General features: G+C 45.5%; 24 protein-coding genes and 1 tRNA gene. 7 read left to right on the top strand and 18 right to left on the bottom strand.

The window, feature by feature from the left end:
* Positions 1–81 precede the first annotated feature (81 nt).
* Positions 82–240 (top strand): hypothetical protein, encoded by a 159-nt coding sequence (locus tag LIX84_RS17920; RefSeq protein ID WP_226421890.1) that lies wholly within the window; start codon positions 82–84, stop codon positions 238–240.
* Positions 241–246: 6 nt separating this feature from the next.
* Here the strand turns inward: LIX84_RS17920 and flgL are convergent, their stop codons facing one another.
* From flgL to LIX84_RS17855, 13 genes are all read right to left on the bottom strand, one after another.
* Positions 247–1,440, bottom strand: coding sequence for a flagellar hook-associated protein FlgL (gene flgL, locus LIX84_RS17915; RefSeq protein ID WP_226421889.1), 1,194 nt, complete (start codon positions 1,438–1,440; stop codon positions 247–249).
* Between the two features lie 13 nt (positions 1,441–1,453).
* Positions 1,454–3,394 carry a flagellar hook-associated protein FlgK gene (gene flgK / locus LIX84_RS17910; RefSeq protein ID WP_226421888.1) on the bottom strand — a complete coding sequence of 647 codons (1,941 nt, stop codon included), beginning with the start codon at positions 3,392–3,394 and terminating at the stop codon, positions 1,454–1,456.
* A 159-nt stretch (positions 3,395–3,553) separates the two neighbouring features.
* Positions 3,554–4,480, bottom strand: a complete 927-nt coding sequence (gene flgJ, locus LIX84_RS17905) for a flagellar assembly peptidoglycan hydrolase FlgJ (protein ID WP_226421945.1) — start codon at positions 4,478–4,480, stop codon at positions 3,554–3,556.
* A 16-nt stretch (positions 4,481–4,496) separates the two neighbouring features.
* Positions 4,497–5,588 (bottom strand): flagellar basal body P-ring protein FlgI, encoded by a 1,092-nt coding sequence (locus tag LIX84_RS17900; protein WP_006743028.1) that lies wholly within the window; start codon positions 5,586–5,588, stop codon positions 4,497–4,499.
* Between the two features lie 43 nt (positions 5,589–5,631).
* Positions 5,632–6,411: a flagellar basal body L-ring protein FlgH gene (gene flgH, locus LIX84_RS17895; RefSeq protein ID WP_006743029.1), complete on the bottom strand. Its 780-nt coding sequence runs from the start codon at positions 6,409–6,411 to the stop codon at positions 5,632–5,634.
* Positions 6,412–6,441: 30 nt separating this feature from the next.
* The gene (flgG, locus tag LIX84_RS17890; protein ID WP_005382032.1) at positions 6,442–7,230 is read right to left on the bottom strand and encodes a flagellar basal-body rod protein FlgG; all 789 of its coding nucleotides are present in this window, start codon (positions 7,228–7,230) and stop codon (positions 6,442–6,444) included.
* Positions 7,231–7,248: 18 nt separating this feature from the next.
* The gene (gene flgF / locus LIX84_RS17885) at positions 7,249–7,998 is read right to left on the bottom strand and encodes a flagellar basal-body rod protein FlgF (protein WP_005382031.1); all 750 of its coding nucleotides are present in this window, start codon (positions 7,996–7,998) and stop codon (positions 7,249–7,251) included.
* Between the two features lie 289 nt (positions 7,999–8,287).
* Entirely contained in the window at positions 8,288–9,601 is a 1,314-nt protein-coding gene (flgE, locus tag LIX84_RS17880) for a flagellar hook protein FlgE (RefSeq protein ID WP_005393123.1), read from the bottom strand.
* 30 nt (positions 9,602–9,631) lie between these two features.
* The gene (gene flgD / locus LIX84_RS17875; protein WP_005393125.1) at positions 9,632–10,342 is read right to left on the bottom strand and encodes a flagellar hook assembly protein FlgD; all 711 of its coding nucleotides are present in this window, start codon (positions 10,340–10,342) and stop codon (positions 9,632–9,634) included.
* 17 nt (positions 10,343–10,359) lie between these two features.
* Positions 10,360–10,773 carry a flagellar basal body rod protein FlgC gene (flgC, locus tag LIX84_RS17870; protein WP_226421887.1) on the bottom strand — a complete coding sequence of 138 codons (414 nt, stop codon included), beginning with the start codon at positions 10,771–10,773 and terminating at the stop codon, positions 10,360–10,362.
* Between the two features lie 5 nt (positions 10,774–10,778).
* Positions 10,779–11,174, bottom strand: a complete 396-nt coding sequence (gene flgB / locus LIX84_RS17865) for a flagellar basal body rod protein FlgB (RefSeq protein ID WP_226421886.1) — start codon at positions 11,172–11,174, stop codon at positions 10,779–10,781.
* A gap of 307 nt (positions 11,175–11,481) precedes the next feature.
* Positions 11,482–12,309: a protein-glutamate O-methyltransferase gene (locus tag LIX84_RS17860; protein ID WP_005393137.1), complete on the bottom strand. Its 828-nt coding sequence runs from the start codon at positions 12,307–12,309 to the stop codon at positions 11,482–11,484.
* 11 nt (positions 12,310–12,320) lie between these two features.
* Positions 12,321–13,247, bottom strand: coding sequence for a chemotaxis protein CheV (locus LIX84_RS17855; RefSeq protein ID WP_005382022.1), 927 nt, complete (start codon positions 13,245–13,247; stop codon positions 12,321–12,323).
* A gap of 76 nt (positions 13,248–13,323) precedes the next feature.
* Here LIX84_RS17855 and flgA point away from each other — a divergent pair, with 76 nt between their 5' ends.
* From flgA to LIX84_RS17840, 3 genes are all read left to right on the top strand, one after another.
* Positions 13,324–14,070, top strand: coding sequence for a flagellar basal body P-ring formation chaperone FlgA (flgA, locus tag LIX84_RS17850; RefSeq protein ID WP_046874279.1), 747 nt, complete (start codon positions 13,324–13,326; stop codon positions 14,068–14,070).
* Between the two features lie 116 nt (positions 14,071–14,186).
* A complete protein-coding gene (gene flgM / locus LIX84_RS17845; protein WP_005382018.1) occupies positions 14,187–14,501 on the top strand; it encodes a flagellar biosynthesis anti-sigma factor FlgM in 315 nt (104 codons plus the stop codon).
* Positions 14,502–14,528: 27 nt separating this feature from the next.
* Positions 14,529–14,954 (top strand): flagella synthesis protein FlgN, encoded by a 426-nt coding sequence (locus LIX84_RS17840; RefSeq protein WP_046874280.1) that lies wholly within the window; start codon positions 14,529–14,531, stop codon positions 14,952–14,954.
* Between the two features lie 114 nt (positions 14,955–15,068).
* Here the strand turns inward: LIX84_RS17840 and flgP are convergent, their stop codons facing one another.
* On the bottom strand, positions 15,069–15,500 hold the full coding sequence (gene flgP / locus LIX84_RS17835) for a flagellar assembly lipoprotein FlgP (RefSeq protein WP_053807681.1): 432 nt from the start codon (positions 15,498–15,500) through the stop codon (positions 15,069–15,071).
* A gap of 9 nt (positions 15,501–15,509) precedes the next feature.
* The gene (locus LIX84_RS17830) at positions 15,510–16,148 is read right to left on the bottom strand and encodes a FlgO family outer membrane protein (RefSeq protein ID WP_005382013.1); all 639 of its coding nucleotides are present in this window, start codon (positions 16,146–16,148) and stop codon (positions 15,510–15,512) included.
* Between the two features lie 169 nt (positions 16,149–16,317).
* Between LIX84_RS17830 and LIX84_RS17825 the strand changes: the two genes are divergently transcribed.
* The 3 genes from LIX84_RS17825 to LIX84_RS17815 all read left to right on the top strand — a co-directional run bounded on the left by LIX84_RS17825 (position 16,318) and on the right by LIX84_RS17815 (position 18,489).
* A complete protein-coding gene (locus tag LIX84_RS17825; protein WP_124008603.1) occupies positions 16,318–17,451 on the top strand; it encodes a flagellar assembly protein FlgT in 1,134 nt (377 codons plus the stop codon).
* A gap of 177 nt (positions 17,452–17,628) precedes the next feature.
* Positions 17,629–17,705 (top strand) — tRNA-Arg (locus LIX84_RS17820).
* Positions 17,706–17,982: 277 nt separating this feature from the next.
* Positions 17,983–18,489 (top strand): hypothetical protein, encoded by a 507-nt coding sequence (locus LIX84_RS17815; protein WP_031780328.1) that lies wholly within the window; start codon positions 17,983–17,985, stop codon positions 18,487–18,489.
* 113 nt (positions 18,490–18,602) lie between these two features.
* Here LIX84_RS17815 and LIX84_RS17810 read toward each other — a convergent pair whose 3' ends face one another.
* The 3 genes from LIX84_RS17810 to LIX84_RS17800 form a co-directional block, all read right to left on the bottom strand.
* Entirely contained in the window at positions 18,603–19,565 is a 963-nt protein-coding gene (locus LIX84_RS17810; RefSeq protein ID WP_006743033.1) for an OmpA family protein, read from the bottom strand.
* Between the two features lie 640 nt (positions 19,566–20,205).
* Positions 20,206–21,633 (bottom strand): glutamate--tRNA ligase, encoded by a 1,428-nt coding sequence (gene gltX, locus LIX84_RS17805; protein ID WP_053807682.1) that lies wholly within the window; start codon positions 21,631–21,633, stop codon positions 20,206–20,208.
* A gap of 178 nt (positions 21,634–21,811) precedes the next feature.
* Positions 21,812–22,405 carry a YccT family protein gene (locus tag LIX84_RS17800; RefSeq protein WP_012842058.1) on the bottom strand — a complete coding sequence of 198 codons (594 nt, stop codon included), beginning with the start codon at positions 22,403–22,405 and terminating at the stop codon, positions 21,812–21,814.
* Positions 22,406–22,439: the final 34 nt, after the last annotated feature.

Here is a 22,439-nt window from a genome sequence, read left to right as displayed (position 1 = left end):
ACTACTTTTAAAAGAAGTAAATAAACAATAAGTTAGCGTTAGCACCAAACCATTTCAGGATAATGAGGCTCATCTTGCTTCATGGATATTGACCGCGACTCTGTTGCCGCCCAACTTGCCTCTCGCGTCATTGCCGCTTTGGGTAAAATCGTGCCGCATAGCATGACTCTCAATTTACGTCGATTTATCGCACTTAAGGCTTTGCACATAAGGCATCAAAAATCAGACAGTGTGTCTTAAGTCAGACTAAATATAGTTAAACAGAGTTAGGTCTTTGGTCTTACCGAATGCTTGTTGCGATGCCTGTAACGCTCGCGAGTTTTCACTGAACTCGATAACGGCTTTAGAGTAATCCAAATCCTCAAAGTTGCTCTTCGCTTTCGCCAGAGACAAATTAAAGTCTTCGTGGTTTTGCTCTTGGATATCGAGCGTGCTCAATCGAGCGCCAGCATCAGTACGCGCTTTATTCAAATGGATAAAAGCAGCGTGAAATTCTTCTGTCATTTGGTGCAATTTGGCGGTCGCCGACGTATCCGACACCGATTTATCTGACCACGCCATTGTATCCTTGAAAGTATCGAAAATGCTGAACTCTGCCCGCTTTTCGATCTCGATGCTGTCGCCAGGCGTAATTTGACCTTTTACGTGCACTTTCAGGCCTTTGTACTCAATCCCTTTTTCCGGAGAAAACTCATCGGCATCCACGACTTTGCCGTTACGCTCTAGTTGGTAACCAAATTTGCCGTTGTTCATATCGACAAATGTCACGCGATACGCGGCATCATCCTTCGTATCAACATTAGTGGCTCTGTTTAATAGCAACTCAGAGCCATTTTGTAGATCGTAATTCGGCTGATAATCGCCAAATGGGTTTGGTATCTCCATAAACAGCTTGCTGCCAGGATCGTTCATTGGCATCTCAAGCATGCTGGAGACTTTCATTTTGCGCTGATAATCGTCCCCAGCGTATTGCACGCTACCATCTTTATCGCGATAGAATGGTTGGCTTTTTGGCTTAGTGCCCGCAAACACGTAGTTACCAGATTCATCTTGCGAGTTCACTAAGTTAAGGAAGTTGTTCGCAATCTCTTTTAGCTCACGCTTCTTTGCTTGTCGGTCTTCCGCAGAAAACGCACCGTTAATCATCTCCATCGTTAAGCGCTTCGACTCGTCGGCAAAGTTCTCTGCATTGGCGATATTAACTTCGTGGTTTTCTAGACGATTACGCACCAACACTATCGAGCTAAGATATTGTTGTAGCTGTTCTTGTTGCTGACTAATATTTTGAATGTAATGCGACGCAAGGGGATCGTCGCTAGGTTTCAGTAACTTTTTCCCTGAAGCAAGTTGCTCTTGGTTATGGTGAACCTTATTCTCTTGACGACGCAAATCATTTTGTACGGACTGATAGTTATGGAAACTAGAAATTCGGGTTAGCACTTATCTCTTCTCCTTACCTCAGTTGTAAAATGGTATTGAAGGTGTCATTCGCCGCTTGCATCACACGTGATGAAGCCATGTACGCTTGTTGAAACTTCATCATGTTGGCCGCTTCTTCATCGAGGTTAACGCCAGAGATAGAAGCAACGCGCTCTTGTGCCGCCTCATGCTCTAAGCGAGCGACAGAAGCTAATCGGTTTGCTGTAGAAGATTTCAATCCGACTTCGGTATTGAGGTTGTGATAAACATCAATCAAAGTACTGGATTTTCCGTCCATCATCTTGTCTGTTTGGATCTTCTGCATTTTTCTCAAGTTGCCATTACCACCTTCCGAAGGCACCAAGTTCGCGGTGAACTTGTCATTCATCAGCGCACCTTCGCTCAGCTCAAATACAGTCGCATCGCCATTTTTATACAGCGGATGACTTTTCGGCACTGAGATTTCAATCATCGGGTTATCTTTGTCTAGCGGGTATGAGTATTTGTCCGATAGCAAATTGCCTTTGTTGTCCGTGATCTTTAACCATGGCTTATCATGTTTCTCGTCGGCTGGTTGTACGGTGACCTCAAACTCTTTGACATCCCCCGCCTCACGAATTTTGAACTTGGCGTTACCTTGAGCAAAAGTGGTTGAAGCTTCATAACTTTGCGCGGCAATGGCTTTTGCATCATTGGTTTCCATCTTGATGATGGCTGCGCCACTTCGTGTTGGGCGCAATAATACTCGCTCACCAGCGGCAAGACCTTCACCGATTTGCACTTTCATACCATCCAGAACAAACGAAGAATCTGATTGATCAATGTTCAACGACATTTGCTCACCTTTCGGTGTTGTCACGCTATACTGGTCGCCATCATAACGTAGCGAATATTCACCACCTTTGAACACTGAGATATCATCAATGTAAACCGCAACATCAGCCTGAGAGTCAGGCGCAGCAAAAACTCGAGATTTTGCCACCAGCTCAGAGTTCACGTCGGTAAATACGTCTTTACCTATCTTACCGTTAAGATCCAGACCTTGAGATTGCAGCTGATTAATTTTGTAGGAAAAGCCCGTCGCTAAACGGCCCATTTCATCCTGAAGTTGTGGAATGTGTTTGTCGCGCATTTCAAGCAAGGCACCGATTTTGCCATCCATGTCGTCAGACTTGATCGCTTTAATGCCATCTCCTTCCACCATTGCTAATCGTCTTTGGTGAACATCAGGATAGCCGTCAATCATTTTGAGCTGGCTTGCTTCCGTGCCAGAAACTAGCGTGTGCCCATTGCCGATGTGAACATTAAACCCTTCGGCATTTTTGCGTGGGGTTACGGTTACTTTGGTGTACTCAGATAGCTCAGTAACCAGCTTTTCATGCTGGTCCATCAAATCATTGTGTGGACCGGGTGTGCGCATCATTAACCGATGCACATCGCGGATTTCCAACGCAAGTTGGTTCACGCGTTCAATGCCCATATCCAATTTTTTATTGGTCACATCAGATTGCAATCGCACGGTTTCATGGAAGTCATTTAATGTATCAGAGAAGATTTTCGCCTTTTCCAATACCACTTTCCGTGCCCCCAAATCGTTCGGGGTATCTGCCATGGTTTTGACCGCATCGAACCACTCGTTCAAGTTCTCTGGAATTTTCTTCGATGCAACTGAGCTCAACATGCTAGAGAGCATATCAAGATTGTCTTGGGTATCCGTTTTGTTGGCATTGTTGGTTGACGACAAGTTCAGTTCATTCACGGCAAACTGATCCCACGAGCGGCGAACATTTTCCACATGCACACCCATGCCGTAGGTAGAACCACCAAACATGCGCGGATCATTCGTACCTTGGATAACAGACTGGCGGCTATAACCCTCTGTATTAACATTAGAAATGTTATGACCAGTGGTGTTTAATTGTCTCTGAGCAGTAAGCACACTTTGAGTACCTACATTCAGAAGATCTGACGCCATACATGCCCCCAAAAACGAAATAAAATCGGCAAAACCGATCACCTAGACATATCAAAGCAAAAGGTGTGCCAAATAAAATAGAGGTGTGAATGTTCAGAAAAAGTAAAGGCTTGCACTGTGGCAAGCCTTCGAAAACAACATGAACTGGCGAAGAGTAAATTACATACTTTCGATTTTCTGCTTCACCTGCAGGACTTTGTCTGCGTAATTCGGATCGGTCGCGTAACCCGCGCTGTGAATGCCGCGAATGAAGGACTCTGAATTCCCTCGCTGTTGCAATGCTGTCTCGTAACGTGGGTTGTCATTTAAAAAGCGCACAAAGTCATTAAAGCTGTCTTCGTAATTTGAGTAGGCGCGAAACGCTGCCGTCTCTTTCACTGGCGTATTATGGTGGAACTCTAGCGTTTGAGTCGTCACTTTGTCACCCTGCCAGCTTCGATCTGCTTTGATGTTAAATAAGTTGTTGCTGCTGCCACGCGCGTTCTTCACTACCTTTTGTCCCCACCCGGTTTCCAAAGCCGCTTGCGCAAGTAGCAGAGATGGCTCGACACCTAGGGCTTTCGCGGCTTTCTCCGCGTATGGCTTCATCGAGTTAACAAAAGATTCTGGCGAATCGAATCGAGTTGGTTCATTGCTTGGTCGAGATAGCTGACCAGATTCAATCAAGCGCTGTTCAATCTCACGCGCTTTTTTCGGGTCAACACGACGATATTCCACGGCATTATTTGCCGCATCACGCATTGCCGTTTCACTCTTGTCGTTACCTTGTCCAGCCGTTAATTGCTTAACAATCATATCGGCCAAGCCCATTGAACCAGACGAACTGAGCTCACTCGCCATCTGCTCATCGAGCATTTGTCGATAGAACTTCTCGTTCTGGCTGTTCATCATGTTGGACTCAAAGCCCTCATTGGCTTCTCGCATGGATTTCAACATCATGGAGGTGAAAATAGATTCGAACTGACGAGCTGCTGCACGCAGTGCTTCTTGCTCGCCATCTTTACCTTCCTTCACTGCTTTTTGACGCAAGGTATCCAGCGAACTGATGTCATGAATAAAACCAATGTCGTTAGGATTGTTCATTATACCTACCTCCTAACCATTAAATGATGATCAACTGGCCTTCAATGGCACCAGCTTGTTTCAATGCTTGCAAGATAGCCATCAAATCCGACGGCGCTGCGCCGACTTGATTCACTGCACGGACCAAATCATCCAACGTTAAGCCTGGCTCGAACTTAAACATCTTGCCCTGCTCTTCGCTAACTTCGATATCCGAGTCTGGCACGACAACGGTTTGCCCACCAGAAAAGCCGTTAGGTTGGCTAACATTCAGGTTTTCTTTGATTGCGACCGTCATTCCGCCATGGGTTACCGCCGCAGGTTTAAGGCGAACATGTTTACCAACTACGATGGTACCCGTACGAGAGTTGACGATGATTTTGGCTGCGCCATCTGCTGGGTCAAACTCTAGGTTTTCAATTGCCGATAAGAACGCCACACGCTGGCTGACATCACGAGGGGCACGTACACGTACCGACGTCGCGTCTACCGCGCTCGCCATTTGTGGGCCAAGGAAGTTGTTTACCGCATCCGCCATACGTTGAGCCGTTGTGAAGTCTGACTCAAGCAAGTTGAACGTGATGTAATCGCCACGACCAAATGGGTTTGGAATTTCGCGCTCTACTGTCGCACCACTAGAGATAAGACCAACGGTTGGATTGTTACCTACGATTTTTGAACCGTCAGCACCTTCAGCACTGAAGCCGCTCACCACTAAGTTACCTTGAGCAACCGCGTAAACTTGACCATCGAGACCTTTGAGGAACGTTTGCAGTAGCGTACCACCACGCAAACTTTTGGCACTACCGATAGAAGAGACTGTCACGTCTACTTGCTGACCTGGTTTAGAGAATGGCGGCAACTCTGCCGTTACCATGACTGCGGCAACGTTTTTTATTTTCGGCTTTGTGCCCGGCGGCATCTGAATGCCGAAGTTTTGCAGCATAGCGGCGAAACTTTGCTCCGTAAACGGGTTCGCTTCGCCTGTGCCAGGTAAGCCTGAAACCAAACCATAACCCACGAGTTGGTTGCTTCGTACACCAGCCACTTGCGCGACGTCTTTGATACGTGCAGCTTGGGCAGCGGTAGAAAACAGAGCAACGCTCATCAGTATTAAAAGGAGTTTTTTCATGCTTACTTATCTCTTGCAGTCAAATTGCCGTCAGCACGGCGTGTTATAGCGCTACATTAAAGAATCGTGCCAAGAAACCCGGCTCTTGCATATCTTGTTGTACACCGGTGCCAGAATACTGAATTCTTGCGTTAGAAACGCGGTTTGATGCAATAGTATTGTCGAAACTAATGTCATCCGGACGAATAGTGCCGCTTAAACGTATGTACTCATCACCCGTATTAAGCGTCATCCATTTTTCTCCACGGATAACGAGGTTGCCATTTGCCAAAACTTCAATCACCTCAACAGTAATGTAACCACTGATGCTGTTACTCTGCTTAGCAGAAGAGTCACCCGCAAATGAGTTTGAGTTATTTAAGTCATAAGAGAAATTGTATTTGCCACCAATTTGCAGCTCTTCGCCACCCACTTGAAGCGGGTCCATTTGCGCTTCATTGGTTTTCGATAAATCGGCATTGGCGCTTTTCGTGGCGCTGGTAGTCTCATCCAGTGTCACGGTAATAATGTCGCCAATACCACGTGGCTTGGAGTCGTCGTAAAGATCGGTAATGTGCTCGGCGCTAAACAGTGAACCTGTTGCAGCAGCATAATGCTCAGGTTTCTTTTTCGGATGAATAGGAGCCCATGCAGGATCACCCGCAACCGGATCGCTTCTGCCACGCAGTGTATCCACGATACCGCTGCTCTCTTCTTTCGATTTATCGCCTTCTACCGCGTCAACCACCGTCGTTGCTTGTGTCACTTCATCCGTTTCAATCGGCTCTAACATGGCACAACCCGACATCGTGGCAATCAAAGCAAGTAGACAAATACGTTTCATCGTGAGCTCCTCAATTCTTGCTCTTAACCGTTATAACTGCTGGTTAACGAAGCTCATCATCTTATCGACTGACGAGATCACTTTTGAGTTCATTTCGTAAACGCGCTGGGCTTCGATCATGTTGACCAACTCCTCCGTTACATTCACGTTAGACGCTTCCAGCATGGATTGACGGATTTCACCCAAACCGTCCAAACCAGGAACACCTTCTTGTGGATCGCCACTGGCACCCGTTGGTAAGTAAAGGTTCTGGCCAATTGGCTCTAGGCCTCCTGGGTTAACAAAGTCTGTAATGGTTAGCTGACCAACGACTTGGTTGTCTTGCTGACCACGGACGCGAACCGATACTTCACCATCCGTACCGACAGTGATAGAAATCGCATCTTCTGGAATCACAATTTCAGGTTCTACAGGGTAGCCAGAACCCGACGTGACTAACGTGCCTTCACCATTTAACGTGAACTGACCGTTACGGGTGTAACCGATGTTGCCATCCGGCAACGTCACTTGGAAGAAGCCGTCGCCTTCAACCATCATGTCCAGTGCGTTGGTCGTTGTCTGCGCATTACCATGCGTGTGCACTTTTTGCGTCGCAACCACTTTAGAACCCGCACCTAGCATCAAGCCACTCGGAAGCTCAGTGTTCTGAGATGATTGGCCGCCAGGCTGGTTGATGTTCTGATAGAACAAATCTTCGAATACCGCACGGCTCTTTTTGTAGCCGACAGTAGAGGCGTTCGCCAAGTTGTTCGAAATCGTGGCAATGTTGGTTTGCTGGGCGTCTAGACCTGTTTTACTTACCCATAGTGCTGGATGCATAGTGAACCTCTAACTCAGTTAACTCATACGAAGCAGTGAATCTGAAGATTTATCCATTTCTTCAGCTGTGCTCATCATCTTGACTTGCATTTCAAACTGACGCTGTAAGTCAATCAATGCTGTCATTTCACCTACGGCATTCACGTTACTGCCTTCAATCGCTCCTGTCTGGAGGCTAACAGTAGCGTCTGCTTCGTAAGGTTGGTTTGGAGTTTTATGGCGAAATAAGCCATTGGTGTCTTTAAATAAGCTTTGATCATTAGGCTTAACAAGCTTAATGCGATCAACCGCTTGGAATTCTTCCGCCGGGGCACCTTGAGGAAGCACAGAGATGGTGCCATCACGACCGATTTCAATTTTGGAGAGAGGAATAGGCAAAGTAATCGGCGCATCGTTTTCACCCAGCACCAAATGGCCACTTGCGTTAGTAAGCATGCCATTTTGATCGACTTTTAGGTTACCGTTACGGGTCAACCCTTCTTTACCCGTGTGATCGAGTACCGATATCCAGCCGCTGCCTTCAATCGTCACATCCAGATCACGCCCTGTTGTAATCACACTACCTTGAGCAAAGTTATGCCCTGGACGCTCTGTCATGCTGAACACACGTGAAGGATGGCCTTCACCATAAGCCTGCATTGAGCGAGCCTGTGCTAAATCCGCACGAAACCCTGTCGTGCTTACGTTAGCCAAGTTATTAGCACGCAATTGTAGTGCCTGCATATTTTGCTTGGCCCCACTCATTGCGAGAAACAGTGCGCGATCCATAAATTACTCCAAAAACTTCTCTGTACACGGAGTAAAAGCAATAGTTATGCCAACATAAAATGAGCTTATTTATCAAATATTTAAATAAGAAACAAAAGATTAAGAGGGGTTTCAGTGGCAGAAAACTGCAACAAGGGGCAAGGTTTTGATCCACATGGCGGCAACGGCGGCAAATCAGAGATCAAAGCATGCTTAACCTGAACTGAGGTATTTTCAGGCTAAGCATCAGATGAATGTCATGATGTTATCAAGCCAAGCAGCGAAAGCACGCCTAGCTTGATGATGCAGATTATCGGATCTGCAGGATATTTTGTTGTAGCTGGTTGTGCACTTCTAGCGAACGTGAGTTTGCTTGGAAGTTACGCTGAGCAGAAATCAGGTCCACCAGCTCCTGCGTCATATCAATGTTTGACTGTTCCAGCATACCGTTGTTGATGGTGCCAAAAGAGCCTTTGTTTGATTCACCCCAAATCTTGTCACCAGAGAACTGAGTTGAATCCCATTGCGTACCGCCCTTCTTATCCAGACCTTGCTCGTTTGGAACACGTACTAGCGCGACACGACCCAATGTGACGTTTTCACCGTTTGAGTAAGTCCCCATTACGCTGCCGTTTTCATCGAAGTCAACTTTGGTTAGGAAACCCGTTGTTGCACCGTCTTCATCGAACTTAGTCAGTTCGAACGGAGCAGCAAACTGTGTTGCCGAGCCTAAACCGAAGTTAAGCGTCTGCGCAGGATCGGCACCATTCATATCGACTGGTGTCGTGTTCGTCGCCGGATCGCCTAATGCCACAGACGTAATTGGCTGACCATTGTTCAAGCTCGCCAACGTACCATCGTTGTTGAACTTCATGGTATGACCCACATGGCCTGTTGGCGTTTGTGCATCACCTGCCGCAACATTTAAAGGCTTTTCGCCTTCTTTATCTGTCACGGTGTAGTAAGTGTTCCAAGTGTTTGGCTGAGTCTGATCTTTCAAGTAGTACGTCGTTAGCTTGTAAGACTGACCCATCGAGTCATAAATAGTCGAAGAAGTTGAACGGTTGTATGTATCTGGGTCTGAAAAATCAAACTGAGTTGGATCTTTCAAATCGCCGTTTGCTGGCAAGTTCACGCCCACTTCAATGTTTGCTGTTTGCTTTGGCTTACCAAATTCAGCAGGAATATTGATAGGTTGTGGCTCGTATGAAGAAACCTCACCAGAGCTTGGATCCACTTGGTAACCTAATAAGAACTCATCGTTCGCGGTCACCATGTAGTTTTCTTTATTTAAATGGAATGCACCATTACGTGTCAGTTCATTCTGTTGTGGAGTCAGACGCTCCTTCGCCACGGCGAAGAAACCTGTACCCGAAACACGCAGATCCATTGGGTTGTTGGTGTAAATGCTTGAGCCTTCATGGAACTGCTGCGCCACTTGGCTTGCTTGCGCACCACCACCCGGTGTGGTTTTTGCGTTAGTAAATAAAGAGTTAGAGTAGACATCAGCAAACTCAGCACGGGACTCTTTAAAGCCGTACGTGTTGGCGTTCGCAATGTTGTTACTGGTGGTGTTCAAATCCAGTTGGGCGGCGGACAAACCGCTTAAAGATACATATGACATTCCAAAATCTCCTAATCTAGCGAGCTATAACTACGCTTTGCCGACTTCCAATACTTCTGCAAGTCGAACTGGCGATTCAAAACCAGCCAGATTGAGTAATACGTTTCCGTCACCTTTGCCGAGCAATACGCTGTTTACGTTGGCGTATGTCGATACTGGGAACTCTTGCGACTCCCCTTCAACCAAGCCAGACGCTTTCACTTTGTATTTGCCAGCAGGCAGTGGATTTCCGCTTTCATCTTTACCGTCCCAAAGCACACGCGTGTCGCCGGCTGGTTTCGCCCCTACCTCAAAAGTACGAACCAGTTGGCCAGCTTCATCCTCTACACGAACAAACAGATTATCGATAGATTGTGAAAGCTTAACCATTGCCGCCATTGGCGCGTCGTCCTGCTTCACACCTGCCGCTCCTGGGACCAATACGTCACGCCCTACCAAAGAGGAAGCTTGTAACGCTTGGTTTGATGTCATTGACGAGTTCAAACTCTCAAACTGAGTGTTCATCTTGCCAATGCCATCAACGGTCGCAAATGAAGCCATTTGCGCAATCATCTGGTCATTACTTACCGGCTTAAAAGGGTCCTGTTGAGACAATTGCTTCGTGAGCAATGATAAGAAGTCTTCCTGCTTTAGGTCCTGCTTACCCGTGCTCTCTTCCGTCTTCTTGTTACTCTCTTGTAGACTTTTAAGCTGGTCGATATAGGACAAGCCGCTTTGACCAACGTTGTTAATTCCGGCCATACGCTACCTCCTTATCCTTATTGACCCATCTGCAGCGTACGCAGCAGCATTTGTTTACTAGAATCCGCTACTTGCACATTCGTTTGGTATGCGCGAGAAGCCGAAATCATGTTGGCCATTTCTTCCATTACATTGACGTTTGGCTTGTAGATGTAGCCTTCGTCGTTTGCAAGGGGATGATCAGGGTTGTACTCCGCACTAAGCGGCTTATCACTTTCTACAATTCCCAGAACTTTCACTGGCACAGTATCACCGCCACGCTTGGCGTTACTTAACTCAGCACCAAATACAGCATGACGCGCTTTGTAGGTGTCTTTCGCAGAGCTGCTGACACTGTCGGCATTCGCCAAGTTGCTTGAGGTAGTGTTCAGACGAACGGATTCAGCGCTCATTGCGGAACCTGTCACATTGAAAACGTTAAATAAGCTCATCTAAATTATTCCCCTTTGATTGCTTTGGTTAAGTTCTTGAATTTGCTGCCTAGAAAGTCGAGTGATGCTTGGTGTCTGATTTGGTTTTGCATAAACAAGTTACGCTCTAAATCCAAATCTACCGTGTTGCCATCACCTGTATCAGGTTGCGTAGGAAGACGATATAGCTTGTCCCCGACCAACGTTGTAGTGGCAGGAATATGCCGACCATCCGTACGACTAAGACCAATGCTTGCCCCAGATGTTGCCGCTTGCAATTCCTTCGCAAAGTCTAAACCTCTTGCTTTGTAACCAGGCGTGTTGGCTTGTGCAATGTTGGTGGAAATCACCTCAGCATTGCGATCACGTACGCCCACCGTGTGCTGGTGGATGCCTAGTGCATTGTCAAAAGATATAGCCATGTTTGCCTCTACAATTAAGAACTGACCGTGATTGATAACCAAAAAGCAATTAGCATGCCAAAAACATAAAGCGCTCTATCTACTTAATAGCTATCACCCATTGGAATAGCAATAAGTGAGCCAAAGTGACTGGAATGTCATGTCGTTTCACTTTGTTCACTTAATAAAGATACACCGTGATGACGGAACAAAGCAAAATCGCGCTTCAATTTAGCAAGTGAAAACGTGGAAACACTCGAAGGCAGGAAACCAGCAAACAAAAAAAGCCTGACACGAGGTCAGGCTTTTTATCAATGAAGAGATACCGCTATTTAAGCTTGTAAATGATACCCGGATTACAGCGCACCATTTCAAATTTATCAGTCAGACCAGTTAGCGACTCTGATGCCCCTAACAGCAGATAACCACCTGGGTTTAAGCTGCTCGCCATTTGGTTAAGCACTTTTGATTTCATTTCCGGTGAGAAGTAAATCAGCACGTTGCGACAAAAAATAATGTCGAACTTACCCATCAGTGCATAACTGTCCATCAAGTTTTGTGGACGAAAGTTCACCAAACGTTTGACGTTGTCTTTGACTTTCATACGGCCACCGTCCGCATCCTCAAAGAAGGTGCGGCGACGTTCTGGTGAAAGTCCGCGCCCTAGAGCCAAATTGTCATACACACCTGCACGACACATTTCGAGCATACTTGCTGAAATGTCTGTTGCTGTAATAGACACGTTTGGTAACAAACCCGGCTTGCGCTGTTGCGTTTCCAGAATCGTCATTGCAATAGAATACGGCTCTTGGCCCGATGAACTGGCTGCAGACCAGATCTTGATTGGGCGCTTGCTTGCCGCTACTTCTGGCAATAATTTGTCAGCTAAAACTGTGAACGGATAAGTATCTCGAAACCACAAGGTTTCGTTAGTCGTCATCGCGTCCACAGCGGCCACTCGTAATTCACGATTGCGCCCTGTAACAACATCACGTAGCAAATCTGATAACGATGCGAGCTTAAACTTCGTCACTAAAGGACTCAGTCGGCTACGCACAAGGTATTGCTTGCTATCACCTAACACGATGCCACATTGCGATTCTAGAAAACGGCTAAAGTCACGATACTCTTGATCACTGATTGTAATAGCAGTCATTAATGTCTCTTTTATTGTGTTAATGCAGATTTAACCGCGTTACCCAATTCATCTGGGTTAAATTTCGCAATGAAGGTATTGGCACCTACACGCTCAACCATAGCCTGGTTGAATACACCACTTAATGAAGAATGGAGGATAACATAAAGGTCTTTCAAATCGGCATGTCTGCGAATTTCAGCCGTTAAGGTATAGCCGTCCATTTCTGGCATTTCAATATCGGAAATAACCAACGAAATTTGATCGTAGATATTGCCTTCTTGAGCCATTTCAATCAACTTATTGTACGCTTCTTTGCCATCTTTGACAGATACGACCTCGAAACCGATTGATGTAATCGCACGCTCTACCTGTTTACGCGCGACAGTCGAGTCATCAGCAATCAATATACGGCGTACAATAGGCTTTTCTTGTTCTGCTTGCGCGATTTCTTCACCGATAGCGGAATCCATCGTTTCATCAACCGGCGCAATCTCCGCCAGGATTTTTTCAACGTCAAGGATTTCAACCAGCTCGTTGTCGATGTTTGTCACTGCGGTCAAGTAGTGCGCTTTACCCGCACCGTCTGGCGGTGGCAAAATCGCTTCCCAATGCATATTGATAATACGCTCAACCGATGATACCAAAAATGCTTGGATCGTACGGTTAAATTCTGCGATAACAACAAAACATTTATCCAGATCAGTGGTTGGGCGGCCACCAATTGCCAGGCTCAAATCAATAACGGACACGGTATGGCCGCGGATATGAGCGATACCTTTTACCAGCGGGTGTAGATTTGGCATTGAAGTCAGCTTAGGGCACTGCAGTACTTCTTTCACTTTGAATACGTTAATGCCGTAGCGCTGTCGGCCCATCAGTCGAAAGGTCAATAATTCCAATCGGTTCTGACCGACGAGTTGCGTACGCTGATTCACCGAGTCAAGAATCCCCGTCATATGCTCATCTCCATCTCAAACTTTTTGTTTTTAAATGATACTCTACCACTGGCAAGCACGATACCAGGGAGACAGTATGGCGTATTTCACTTTCACTTCGACACCATTGACTATGACAATATGTAGAGCGCTAATTACAAAGTACGCTAAGTCTATCGGCATTTTGCTCAGTATGTTTAGCTTTTTTGTTCATTCAGCTTCAGATAATCAGATCGAGCAAATAAAAACGGCAGCAGAACAACATATTCTTGCTACAGTTGATCAGCCTGATGGTGGCGAGCTATCTGTTAATGCGGCAGATATCGACTCGAGAATAAAAGCAACGGATTGCCCAGTGCCCCTGGATACGTCAGCTTCTTCCACCAGCAGTACTCGAAGCAACATCAATGTTCTAGTGGAATGCCCACCGGATGACTGGAAAGTCTATGTGCCTGTAAGGATCTCTGTATCGGTGCCAATGATCGTCGCAACACGAACACTAGGGAGAGGAGAAATCGTCAGCGCGTCGGATGTCACCACTTCCATGATCGAGCTGCAGCGCTTTCGCAAAGATGGCTTTTCTAGCTACGATCAAGTGGTTGGCGCAAAGCTAAAACGCAACGTTCGCCTAGGTGATGTTGTTGAACGTAATGATGTCTGTGTCGTTTGCCGGAATGAAAAGGTCACAATTAAAGCGGTGAATTCTGGCATGACGATCACCACGCAAGGCACAGCATTGCAAGATGGTGCGGCTGGCGATCAAGTAAGAGTGAAAAATGATAAGTCACAGCGTATAATAGAAGGCATAGTGACTGGCATTGCGGAAATCACTGTTAATTTTTAATACCCACTGGTAGCGTGTTTAAACTGATCAATAAAAATGCAAAAAATGACTAAAGTTATTTTTGCACTGGTCGATAGTCTGGATACCAGTATTACGATACAAGGCAAAGGTTAAACATGGCAGGTATAGATAATATACGTTCAGGGCAAATGATGACGACGACAAGTCGTGCACCTGCGCGTAACGATTCCAATGCTACCAGCACGACTGAATCGAAAAAAGCACCCGCACAACAAGACGCTGTATCACTCAGCCAGCAAAGCAAAGCCGTTAGCAAACTCCAAAAAGATATGGCAGCTTCTCCGGCCTATGACAGCGCCAAAGTCGCGGCAATCAAAGAAGCAATCACAAACGGTTCATACAAAGTCGATCCTGAAAAATTGGCTGACAACATGATTAAGTTTGAAAACGAATTGCAAGGCAAAAGCTAACTGACTTAGGCCGAAGGTAAGTATTTTATGGCAGCATTAGTCGATCTCGTCAATTTCCAACTAGAAAATGCTAAGGCACTTTCTGCTGTTTTGCGTCAAGAAACACAAGCGATAACTGCGCGTGTCTCTACCGAGATTGAGAGTATTGCCAAACAGAAGATGACACTGATTGATCAGCTTAGAACAACTGATCAGCGAATCGCCTCTCACCCGCACGTCAATCAACTTACTGAAGATGAGCACCTAAGTCAGGTTGTTGCTCAAATCCAATCGATCGTCCTCGACTGTCAACAAGTCAACAAAGTAAATGGTGAATCGCTTAGTCGCGCACAGCTGAGTTTCAATAAACTCAATAACATGCTTCAGCGAACTCATGGCAAAGTGGGCATGACCTACAATGCTGGTGGCAAAACCCACACTATTTCGACACTTGGCACCAATATAAAAGCCTAAACGTCACTCCTACCCCACACCATCTCTAGAATGTAGATATAAAAAAGCGACTCATTGTTGCCAATCAGCCGCGGGAAAGATTATCTGGTCTTCTGAAGTAATGCGCTTAGTGCATTAGAACAAGGTTTGTTGACGCTTCTCAGGCACCTGTTGAACTTCTCCGTAATCACGCAACTTATCCATTTTACGAATATCCAGACGCAGCTCTGTCACGTAACTGTCTTCAACAAGATAACTACGCACAACTTCTGCACCGCGAATCACACCATCGACCGCACCAGTGGTACTTTCAATACCTAAACGCTGGTCTTGCAGTTCTGCACGTCCACTAACACGCATACCATACACTTGTTCTGCCAGCTCACGGTATGCATCAATTTTTGATGCGCGCATCGCTCGTACACGCTTCTCTTCAACAGTACGACCTGTTTGCTCACTGACACTCGCATAACCCACTGCCACTAAGATTTCATCTTGACGCATCTGTTGTAGTGGCTGACACCCCACCAATACCAGTGTGGTAATAATAAATAATAACTTCTTCATGCTTCTATCCTATGGACGCAGAATCACAGTGTACGGCTGACGAATGGTTGGGTCTGAGCGAATCAACACGCCATCTTGCGTACGGATACTGTTTAACGTATCTAAGTCACGACCAATACGGTCAGCCGGAAGGAAACCCTGCGCCGTTGCTACAACCACACGGCTCTGCATACCGACCACACGTGCATTGACCAGCACCCCGCCCTCTTGGCGCAGCATCGTGCCAGTCAGTACATACTGAATTTGTTGCTCTTGCGCCAGATCTTGCCAATCACGGCTTAAAGCAAAATCGCCCTGCTGCGTCACTTGGATAGAGCCCGTAGTTTTGAAATCAACCACTTTAAACCCTCGGCGCTGGAACTGATGGATAAAACCTTCCGAAACCGAGTTACCTAACCAGTTTGTTGCATCCATATTTTGTAGGTCAACAAACGAGGTAATTGCAATCGGTGTCCGCGCAGATACCGCCACATTAGAAACCATCAGGTCTTCGGTCATGCTTTCAATGAAAAAGTCCATCGTATGACGTGGACTATCCATCAGCATGAACTGGCTTCCCGAGTACGGTTCTTTACCATTGTAAATCGGTGAGTACGCGCACGATGTCAGAAGCGTCATCATCGATGCGGCGACAAGCCACTTTTTCATGGTTTGATTCTCCAGATAATCTTAGGTGATACCGTTCTTGATTAATTCCTTTCTAAGAAAGTGAATATTGGAACAGTCTTTGCTTTTCTTTGTTTGCCTAACGAAGAAAAATCCACCAAACTTCACTGAAATTGTTAAAGCAATATTTATACCCGAACGGTTGTAATCAATGAAAAAAATATTAAACAGTCTGTTTTCAATCACTTTAGTGATGCTTGTGCCTTTTAAAGTAATGGCATCTTGGTATGAAGTAACAGGCGTTGCCACTATCGTTTCTTCAGAAGAAACGGCAAGGCTCCATGCGTTGGAAGACGCGCTGTTCAAAGCCGTCAATTTTTCGGGCGCAGATATTGGCAGTATTAGCAATTTGATGCCGCTATTAGAGGAAAGCCGTAACGAGTACCAGTTTACCAACCATGAAGTCCGTTACATTTTGGTCGAGTCTGAGCGTAAACGTCGAGGTAAAGTCGAGGTAAAAATTCGCGTCGATATTTATCCATCGGCAACGGGTTGCCACACCGATCAATACAAAAAGACGATCCTTGTCGGCAATATTGAGGTTGCCTCACCACAACAAGCAGTAATGGGACAGATTTACCAAGTGGGTGACGATTTTAGCCGCGTGGTGAATCGCCAGCTAGATCAAACCTCTCGCAGCTTTGTATCTGTGGGTACAACGGACTATTCAATTAGCAGTAACTATCCCGCTCGTACTCAAATGATCGCGCAAGATAACGGCGCACAATACATCATTGGGGGAGTCATTACCGATCTCACTGCGACGGTCGAATCTCAACTACTGCAAGATGACATCATCAATCGTCAGTTTGCGTTAGAGATGAAAGTATTTGATGGTAAAACTGGCCATGAAGTCTTCAACAAAGCCTACCGTGAAGTGGCGCGTTGGCCATTTGCCAAAACGAGCCAAGTGGATACTCGCAGTGCGCGCTTTTGGGCGTCGACCTATGGCGAGATGATGCTACGCGTTAGTCGCAATATAATGCTGGATCTAGAGTCAGAGCTGTCTTGCAAAATTACGCTGCCAGAGGTCGTTGCTGTCTTCGGCAATACCGTAACGATAGATCTCGGCCGTATGCATGGCGTAAAAGAGGGAGACAAATTGCAGCTTTGGCACACCGCATCATTTATCGACCAAAACGGACTACCAAGAAATAAAGTATCGCAAAGTGAAATTACATTGACGGTATCACGTATATACGAACACGAAGCCGAGCTGACGATTGATCAGCCAAATTTAGCCTCTAGTGTTCAAATTGGCGACGTAATGAACAAGATCCTATAAAAGCAAACATTAAGTCTTGAGATATGCTCACTTTTGAATATCATAGGCAGCGCATCTTATTTGATTATACCAATGACCGTAGTAAGTCGTTCAAAGTGATACTGATAAAGACCTAAACAAAGTTGCTAGGTTTGCATTCAGTAAAACGGTTCAATGAACTGCAACTATTGGTATTACGCCCCCATGGCACAGCTGGATAGCGCAGTCCCCTCCTAAGGGACAGGTCGTAGGTTCGAATCCTACTGGGGGCGCCATATCATAGCCTTAGCTCCCACTTGAGCTAAGGCTTTTTTGTATCCACTATTTCGAGCTTCACAGAGCGTTTCCAAGTAACGTGTGAAACAATTTCCTCAGTAATCAATATGATTGCCTCGCTCCTTTACTCGACGAGATAAAACCTTTTACTGATCCGATCTCTTCCCCTTGAAATCATTTCAACAAGCCCTATTTACAGTTTTGTATTTTATTACTTTAATTATCTATGAGTTTTGCTTACCCTTTTAGCTATTAATAAAATTATTAGTTAGCACTATGTCTAAGAGCAATTTAATAACTAACACTGGACACCGCTTTATTTCTAAAGGCAAGACTGCCTTTAAGATTCATATCCATACCCCCGAGGACACGGTACTGCACCGCTCGGTTGGGTTTGTTCGTATTGGAGAAAAGAAAGGCTTACAAAAAGCCATTAAGCTGAGAAACGAATTAGGCCGGCAAATGTGGGGCAAATTTTGGCGACGTCTTTTGAAGGATCCTTACCTCATGACCAGACTCCCACACAGCGTTGAGCCAAAAATTGTTCACAAGCCTAACCCCACTCTTGAAAACCCAGATAACCGAGATACGTGTTACATCGCTAAGTGGCGAGAGTTCAATGATGACGGTGACTACAAATACAAAACGGTGGTTCGCTCTATTAGTAAATACGGCAAGCTTGCCGCCTACATGCAAACCAAAAAAGCGTTGTTAGAAGCACATAAAGACAACTTGGAAATCCTAACATTCATGGGGCGCTTAAACAGCATTGACCTCAAGTGATGTTTACCATTTTTAACTTTTCAGTCCGTTTCAAATAGAAATGAAAAAGCCCCAAAGAGCGAACTCTTTGGGGCTTTCAGCTTCAGTCTTCTATACTGCGGTCGGATAGGAGCTTATTGCTGAACTTGGTATTCAAATTCTGGAACAACGATTTCTACGCGACGGTTTTGCTGACGACCTTCACGAGTGTCGTTTGAAGCGATTGGGTTGTTTTCACCTTCGCCACGCGCTTGAATACGTGATGAATCAATGCCTTTTTCAACAAGTGCGTTAGCTACAGATTCAGCGCGTTTCTCAGAAACTTTTAGGTTGTAAGCTGCTGGGCCAGAAGTATCTGTGTAACCTACAACTTCAACGTTCGCTTGTGGGTGCTCGTTTAGGAAAGCAACTAGGTTATCAAGTTTTGCAGCGCTCTCTGGTTTTAGAGTTGTGCTGTTTAGATCGAAGCTACCAGTACCGATTGTTTGAGTTTCGAATGTTTTCGTTACAACTACTGGCTCTTCTACGACTTCTTCTACAACCACTTCTTCAACAACAACTGGCTCTTCTACGATTACTGGCTCATCGTTGCCACCGAATTTGAAAGAAACACCCAGTGTTGCTGTGTTACCTGTCGCACGAGTTACATCGTTGCTGATATCAGTCAGAGTTTGGTATTCCGCACGAGCAGTTACGTTTTGGCTTAGGTTGAACTCAAGGCCAGCTGCGCCTAGGTAAGAGTAATCATCTTTGCCATCAAACATTACGTAAGCGCCACCCACTTTACCGTAAAGTGCGATGTCTTCAGTGATTGGTAGGCTGAATTTAGGTGCAAGAGTGATTGCTTCTACATGGCCACCGAAAGAAGTTTGGTTAAAATCACCGATGTTGTCGAAACCTGCTTCTACTGCGAAGTATTTATTCATTTCGTAACCAACAAAAGCGCCAAGAGTAGAGTCGTCTTTGTCACAAGCCTGGCCCGCTACACACGCGTCTTCCATCCATGACTTACCCATCTTACCACCAACGTATACTTCTGCTTGTGCTGCTGAAGCCATAAGTAGAGACGCTGAAATTACCGCTGCTAATTTTTTCATTATTGATTCCTCTAAAGAAGTTCTTTTGTTAGATGCCGAAATGCGCCGTCTGACTGACGTTGTATTTCAATTCTTTTTATTCATTCCTTGAGTGAGATACTTAGTCAGCTTCTTTTTATGCACATGCATTTTTTTTATGGAAGCTACTTACGTACATTTCCTGTTCAGTGATACATATCGCCATCTCGGTATCACTGACGGGGTGAACTATAACGCTAAGAAATCGCGAGAAAAATCCCAATTCTGTCAATTTATTGTCATCAAAAATCTCAACAACATGTGATCTTAAGCAAAAAAATCCCCACACAATCACGACGCAAACGTTTGCTTTATTTTCTGGAATACTACAACTTAAGCAAAGTTTTTTCTTAAAAATGAGACAACAAAAAGGGAACTTTAAGGATCATGGATAAAAATCAGACATATATTTGATATATAACCGTTCGCTTTTTATTCATGATAAAGATATTTGGATTAAAAAATCTTATCCATACCTAGGTGAATTACGGTCCTAAATCCCACATCCTTCACCGACATATGAGAAGGTTTCTGATTATCTAAGGTTCAGATACAAAAAAGCCGCGGGTGTTTACCGCGGCTTTATGACTATTTATTCAAAAGAACGTTTAGTTCAAAGCAATTATGCGTTTGCTTCACGCTCAGCAATGAACTCAAGCGCCATCTTAATACGAGCAACACAACGCTCTTTGCCAACCAGTTCCATTACTGCATCGACAGAAGGAGACTGACCGCCGCCTGTTACAGCAACACGTAATGGCATACCGATTTTGCCCATGCCGATTTCTAGCTCTTCACAGACTGCTGCGATAACGCCATCTTTGATGTTTGCTGTTGTCCACTCGGTCAGTGCTTCAGCTTTCGCTAGAGCAAGCTCTAGAGGCTCTTTAGCCACACCGCGTAAGTGTTTCTTCGCTGCGCCCGCTTCAAACTCAGAGAAATCTTCGTAGAAGTAACGGATTTGCTCAGCTAGCTCAACCAGCGTGTTGCAACGCTCACCCACTAGCTTGATCACGTCAGTGATAGCAGGACCATTCGTTACGTCTAGTTTTTGTTGATCTAGGTGCCATTGTAGGTGCTCTGCAACGTACGCAGGATCTGAATTTTTGATGTAATGGTTGTTCAACCATTGCAGTTTGTCCGTGTTGAAGGCAGACGCTGACTTAGATACTGCGTTTAGGCTGAATAGGTTGATCATCTCTTCTTGAGAGAAGATTTCTTGGTCGCCATGAGACCAACCTAGACGCACTAGGTAGTTGTTTAGTGCTGCAGGCAAGTAACCCATATCGCGGTATTGCATGACCGATACAGCGCCGTGACGTTTCGACAGTTTCGCACCGTCATCACCTAAGATCATTGCACAGTGCGCAAACGTTGGTACTGGTGCACCTAGTGCCTCGTAGATGTTGATTTGACGAGGCGTATTGTTGATGTGGTCTTCACCACGAACAACGTGAGTGATACCCATGTCCCAGTCATCCACTACTACACAGAAGTTGTAAGTAGGTGAACCGTCAGTACGACGAATGATTAGGTCATCCATTTGATCGTTGCGGATTTCGATACGACCACGAATTTGGTCTTCGAATACTACGCTGCCCTCTTTTGGGTTACGGAAACGGATAACACATGGGTCGCCGTCTTTTGCCGCTTCGTTTGCCGCTTTGATTTTTGGATGGTTCGCATCGTAACGAGGCATTTCTTTGTTTGCTTCTTGCTCTGCACGGATTTCATCTAGCAGCTCTTTAGACGCGTAACATTTGTAAGCTTTGCCTTCTGCCAGCAGCTTATCAACCATTTCGTTGTAACGATCAAAACGTTGAGTTTGGTAGTAAGGACCTTCATCCCACTCCAAGCCTAGCCATTCCATGCCTTCAAGAATTGCATCAACCGCTTCCTGAGAGTTACGCTCAAGGTCTGTATCTTCGATACGTAGAACGAATTCACCACCTTGGTTTTTAGCGTATAGCCAAGAGTAAAGTGCAGTACGCGCACCACCAACGTGTAGATAGCCAGTTGGGCTAGGAGCAAAACGAGTTTTAACCGTCATTTGAGTTCCTTAGGGGTAATGAGCAACGAGAGATCTCTCGTTGTAATGTCAAGGATAAAAGTGGCGACATTTTACCACCGTAAGTCAATTCTACAATCGGTTTGACACCAGAAATACAAACAGGGCAGCACCAATAAAGGTACTGCCCTCCTATTTACTGTTAAAGTGCAGAACGAAATTACTTCAGGTTACGCATCGCCCATTGCATAAATTCTTGCTGCTCTTCACGGCTTAACTCATTAAACGATGCTTTGATTGTTTTGGTTTCCGCCGGAGAAGACGCAATGCTTGCCTTGGTCGATTCTTTGTTCATTGCATTGTTATAGTCAGCCACTTCTCGCTCGTAATCACGAAAACCTTGCAAACCACCTTTACGAAGTTGAACCATAGAGAATGCCACTTCTTTTCCGTGTTTGTCTTTCAATACCACTTTGGGATCGAGTTCGAAAGCTTTCGCTTCTTCGATGGTACGGAACGCTTTGTAAGTCAGCGATAGTTCGGCGTCTTTTTCTGCTTCAAACTCTAATACCAGTGGCTGCGAATCGAACTTACGGCGCTTGCCATCTTCAAAGACAATTTGTCCAACCGTCACCGCCAACTGATTTTCCCCGTCCTTCAGCTCGATGCTGTTATTTTTGGAAATCCACTCAGGGTACACGAACTCACCGTTGAGAACGCGAGGAACCAGTTCAGCTTGCAGAGTCAGTTGAGCAGCAAAAGCAGGCGCAGAAAGCATTGCGCAAAGTCCGAGAAGTGTCGTTGTTTTTTTCATCGTGGTTTCTCACTTTATACCAATTTAGATAAGC

The organism is Vibrio sp. E14 (genome assembly GCF_020515785.1).
In the GTDB taxonomy this organism is placed as follows: domain Bacteria; phylum Pseudomonadota; class Gammaproteobacteria; order Enterobacterales; family Vibrionaceae; genus Vibrio; species Vibrio diabolicus.
This window is presented reverse-complemented; position numbering and strand designations above follow the sequence as displayed.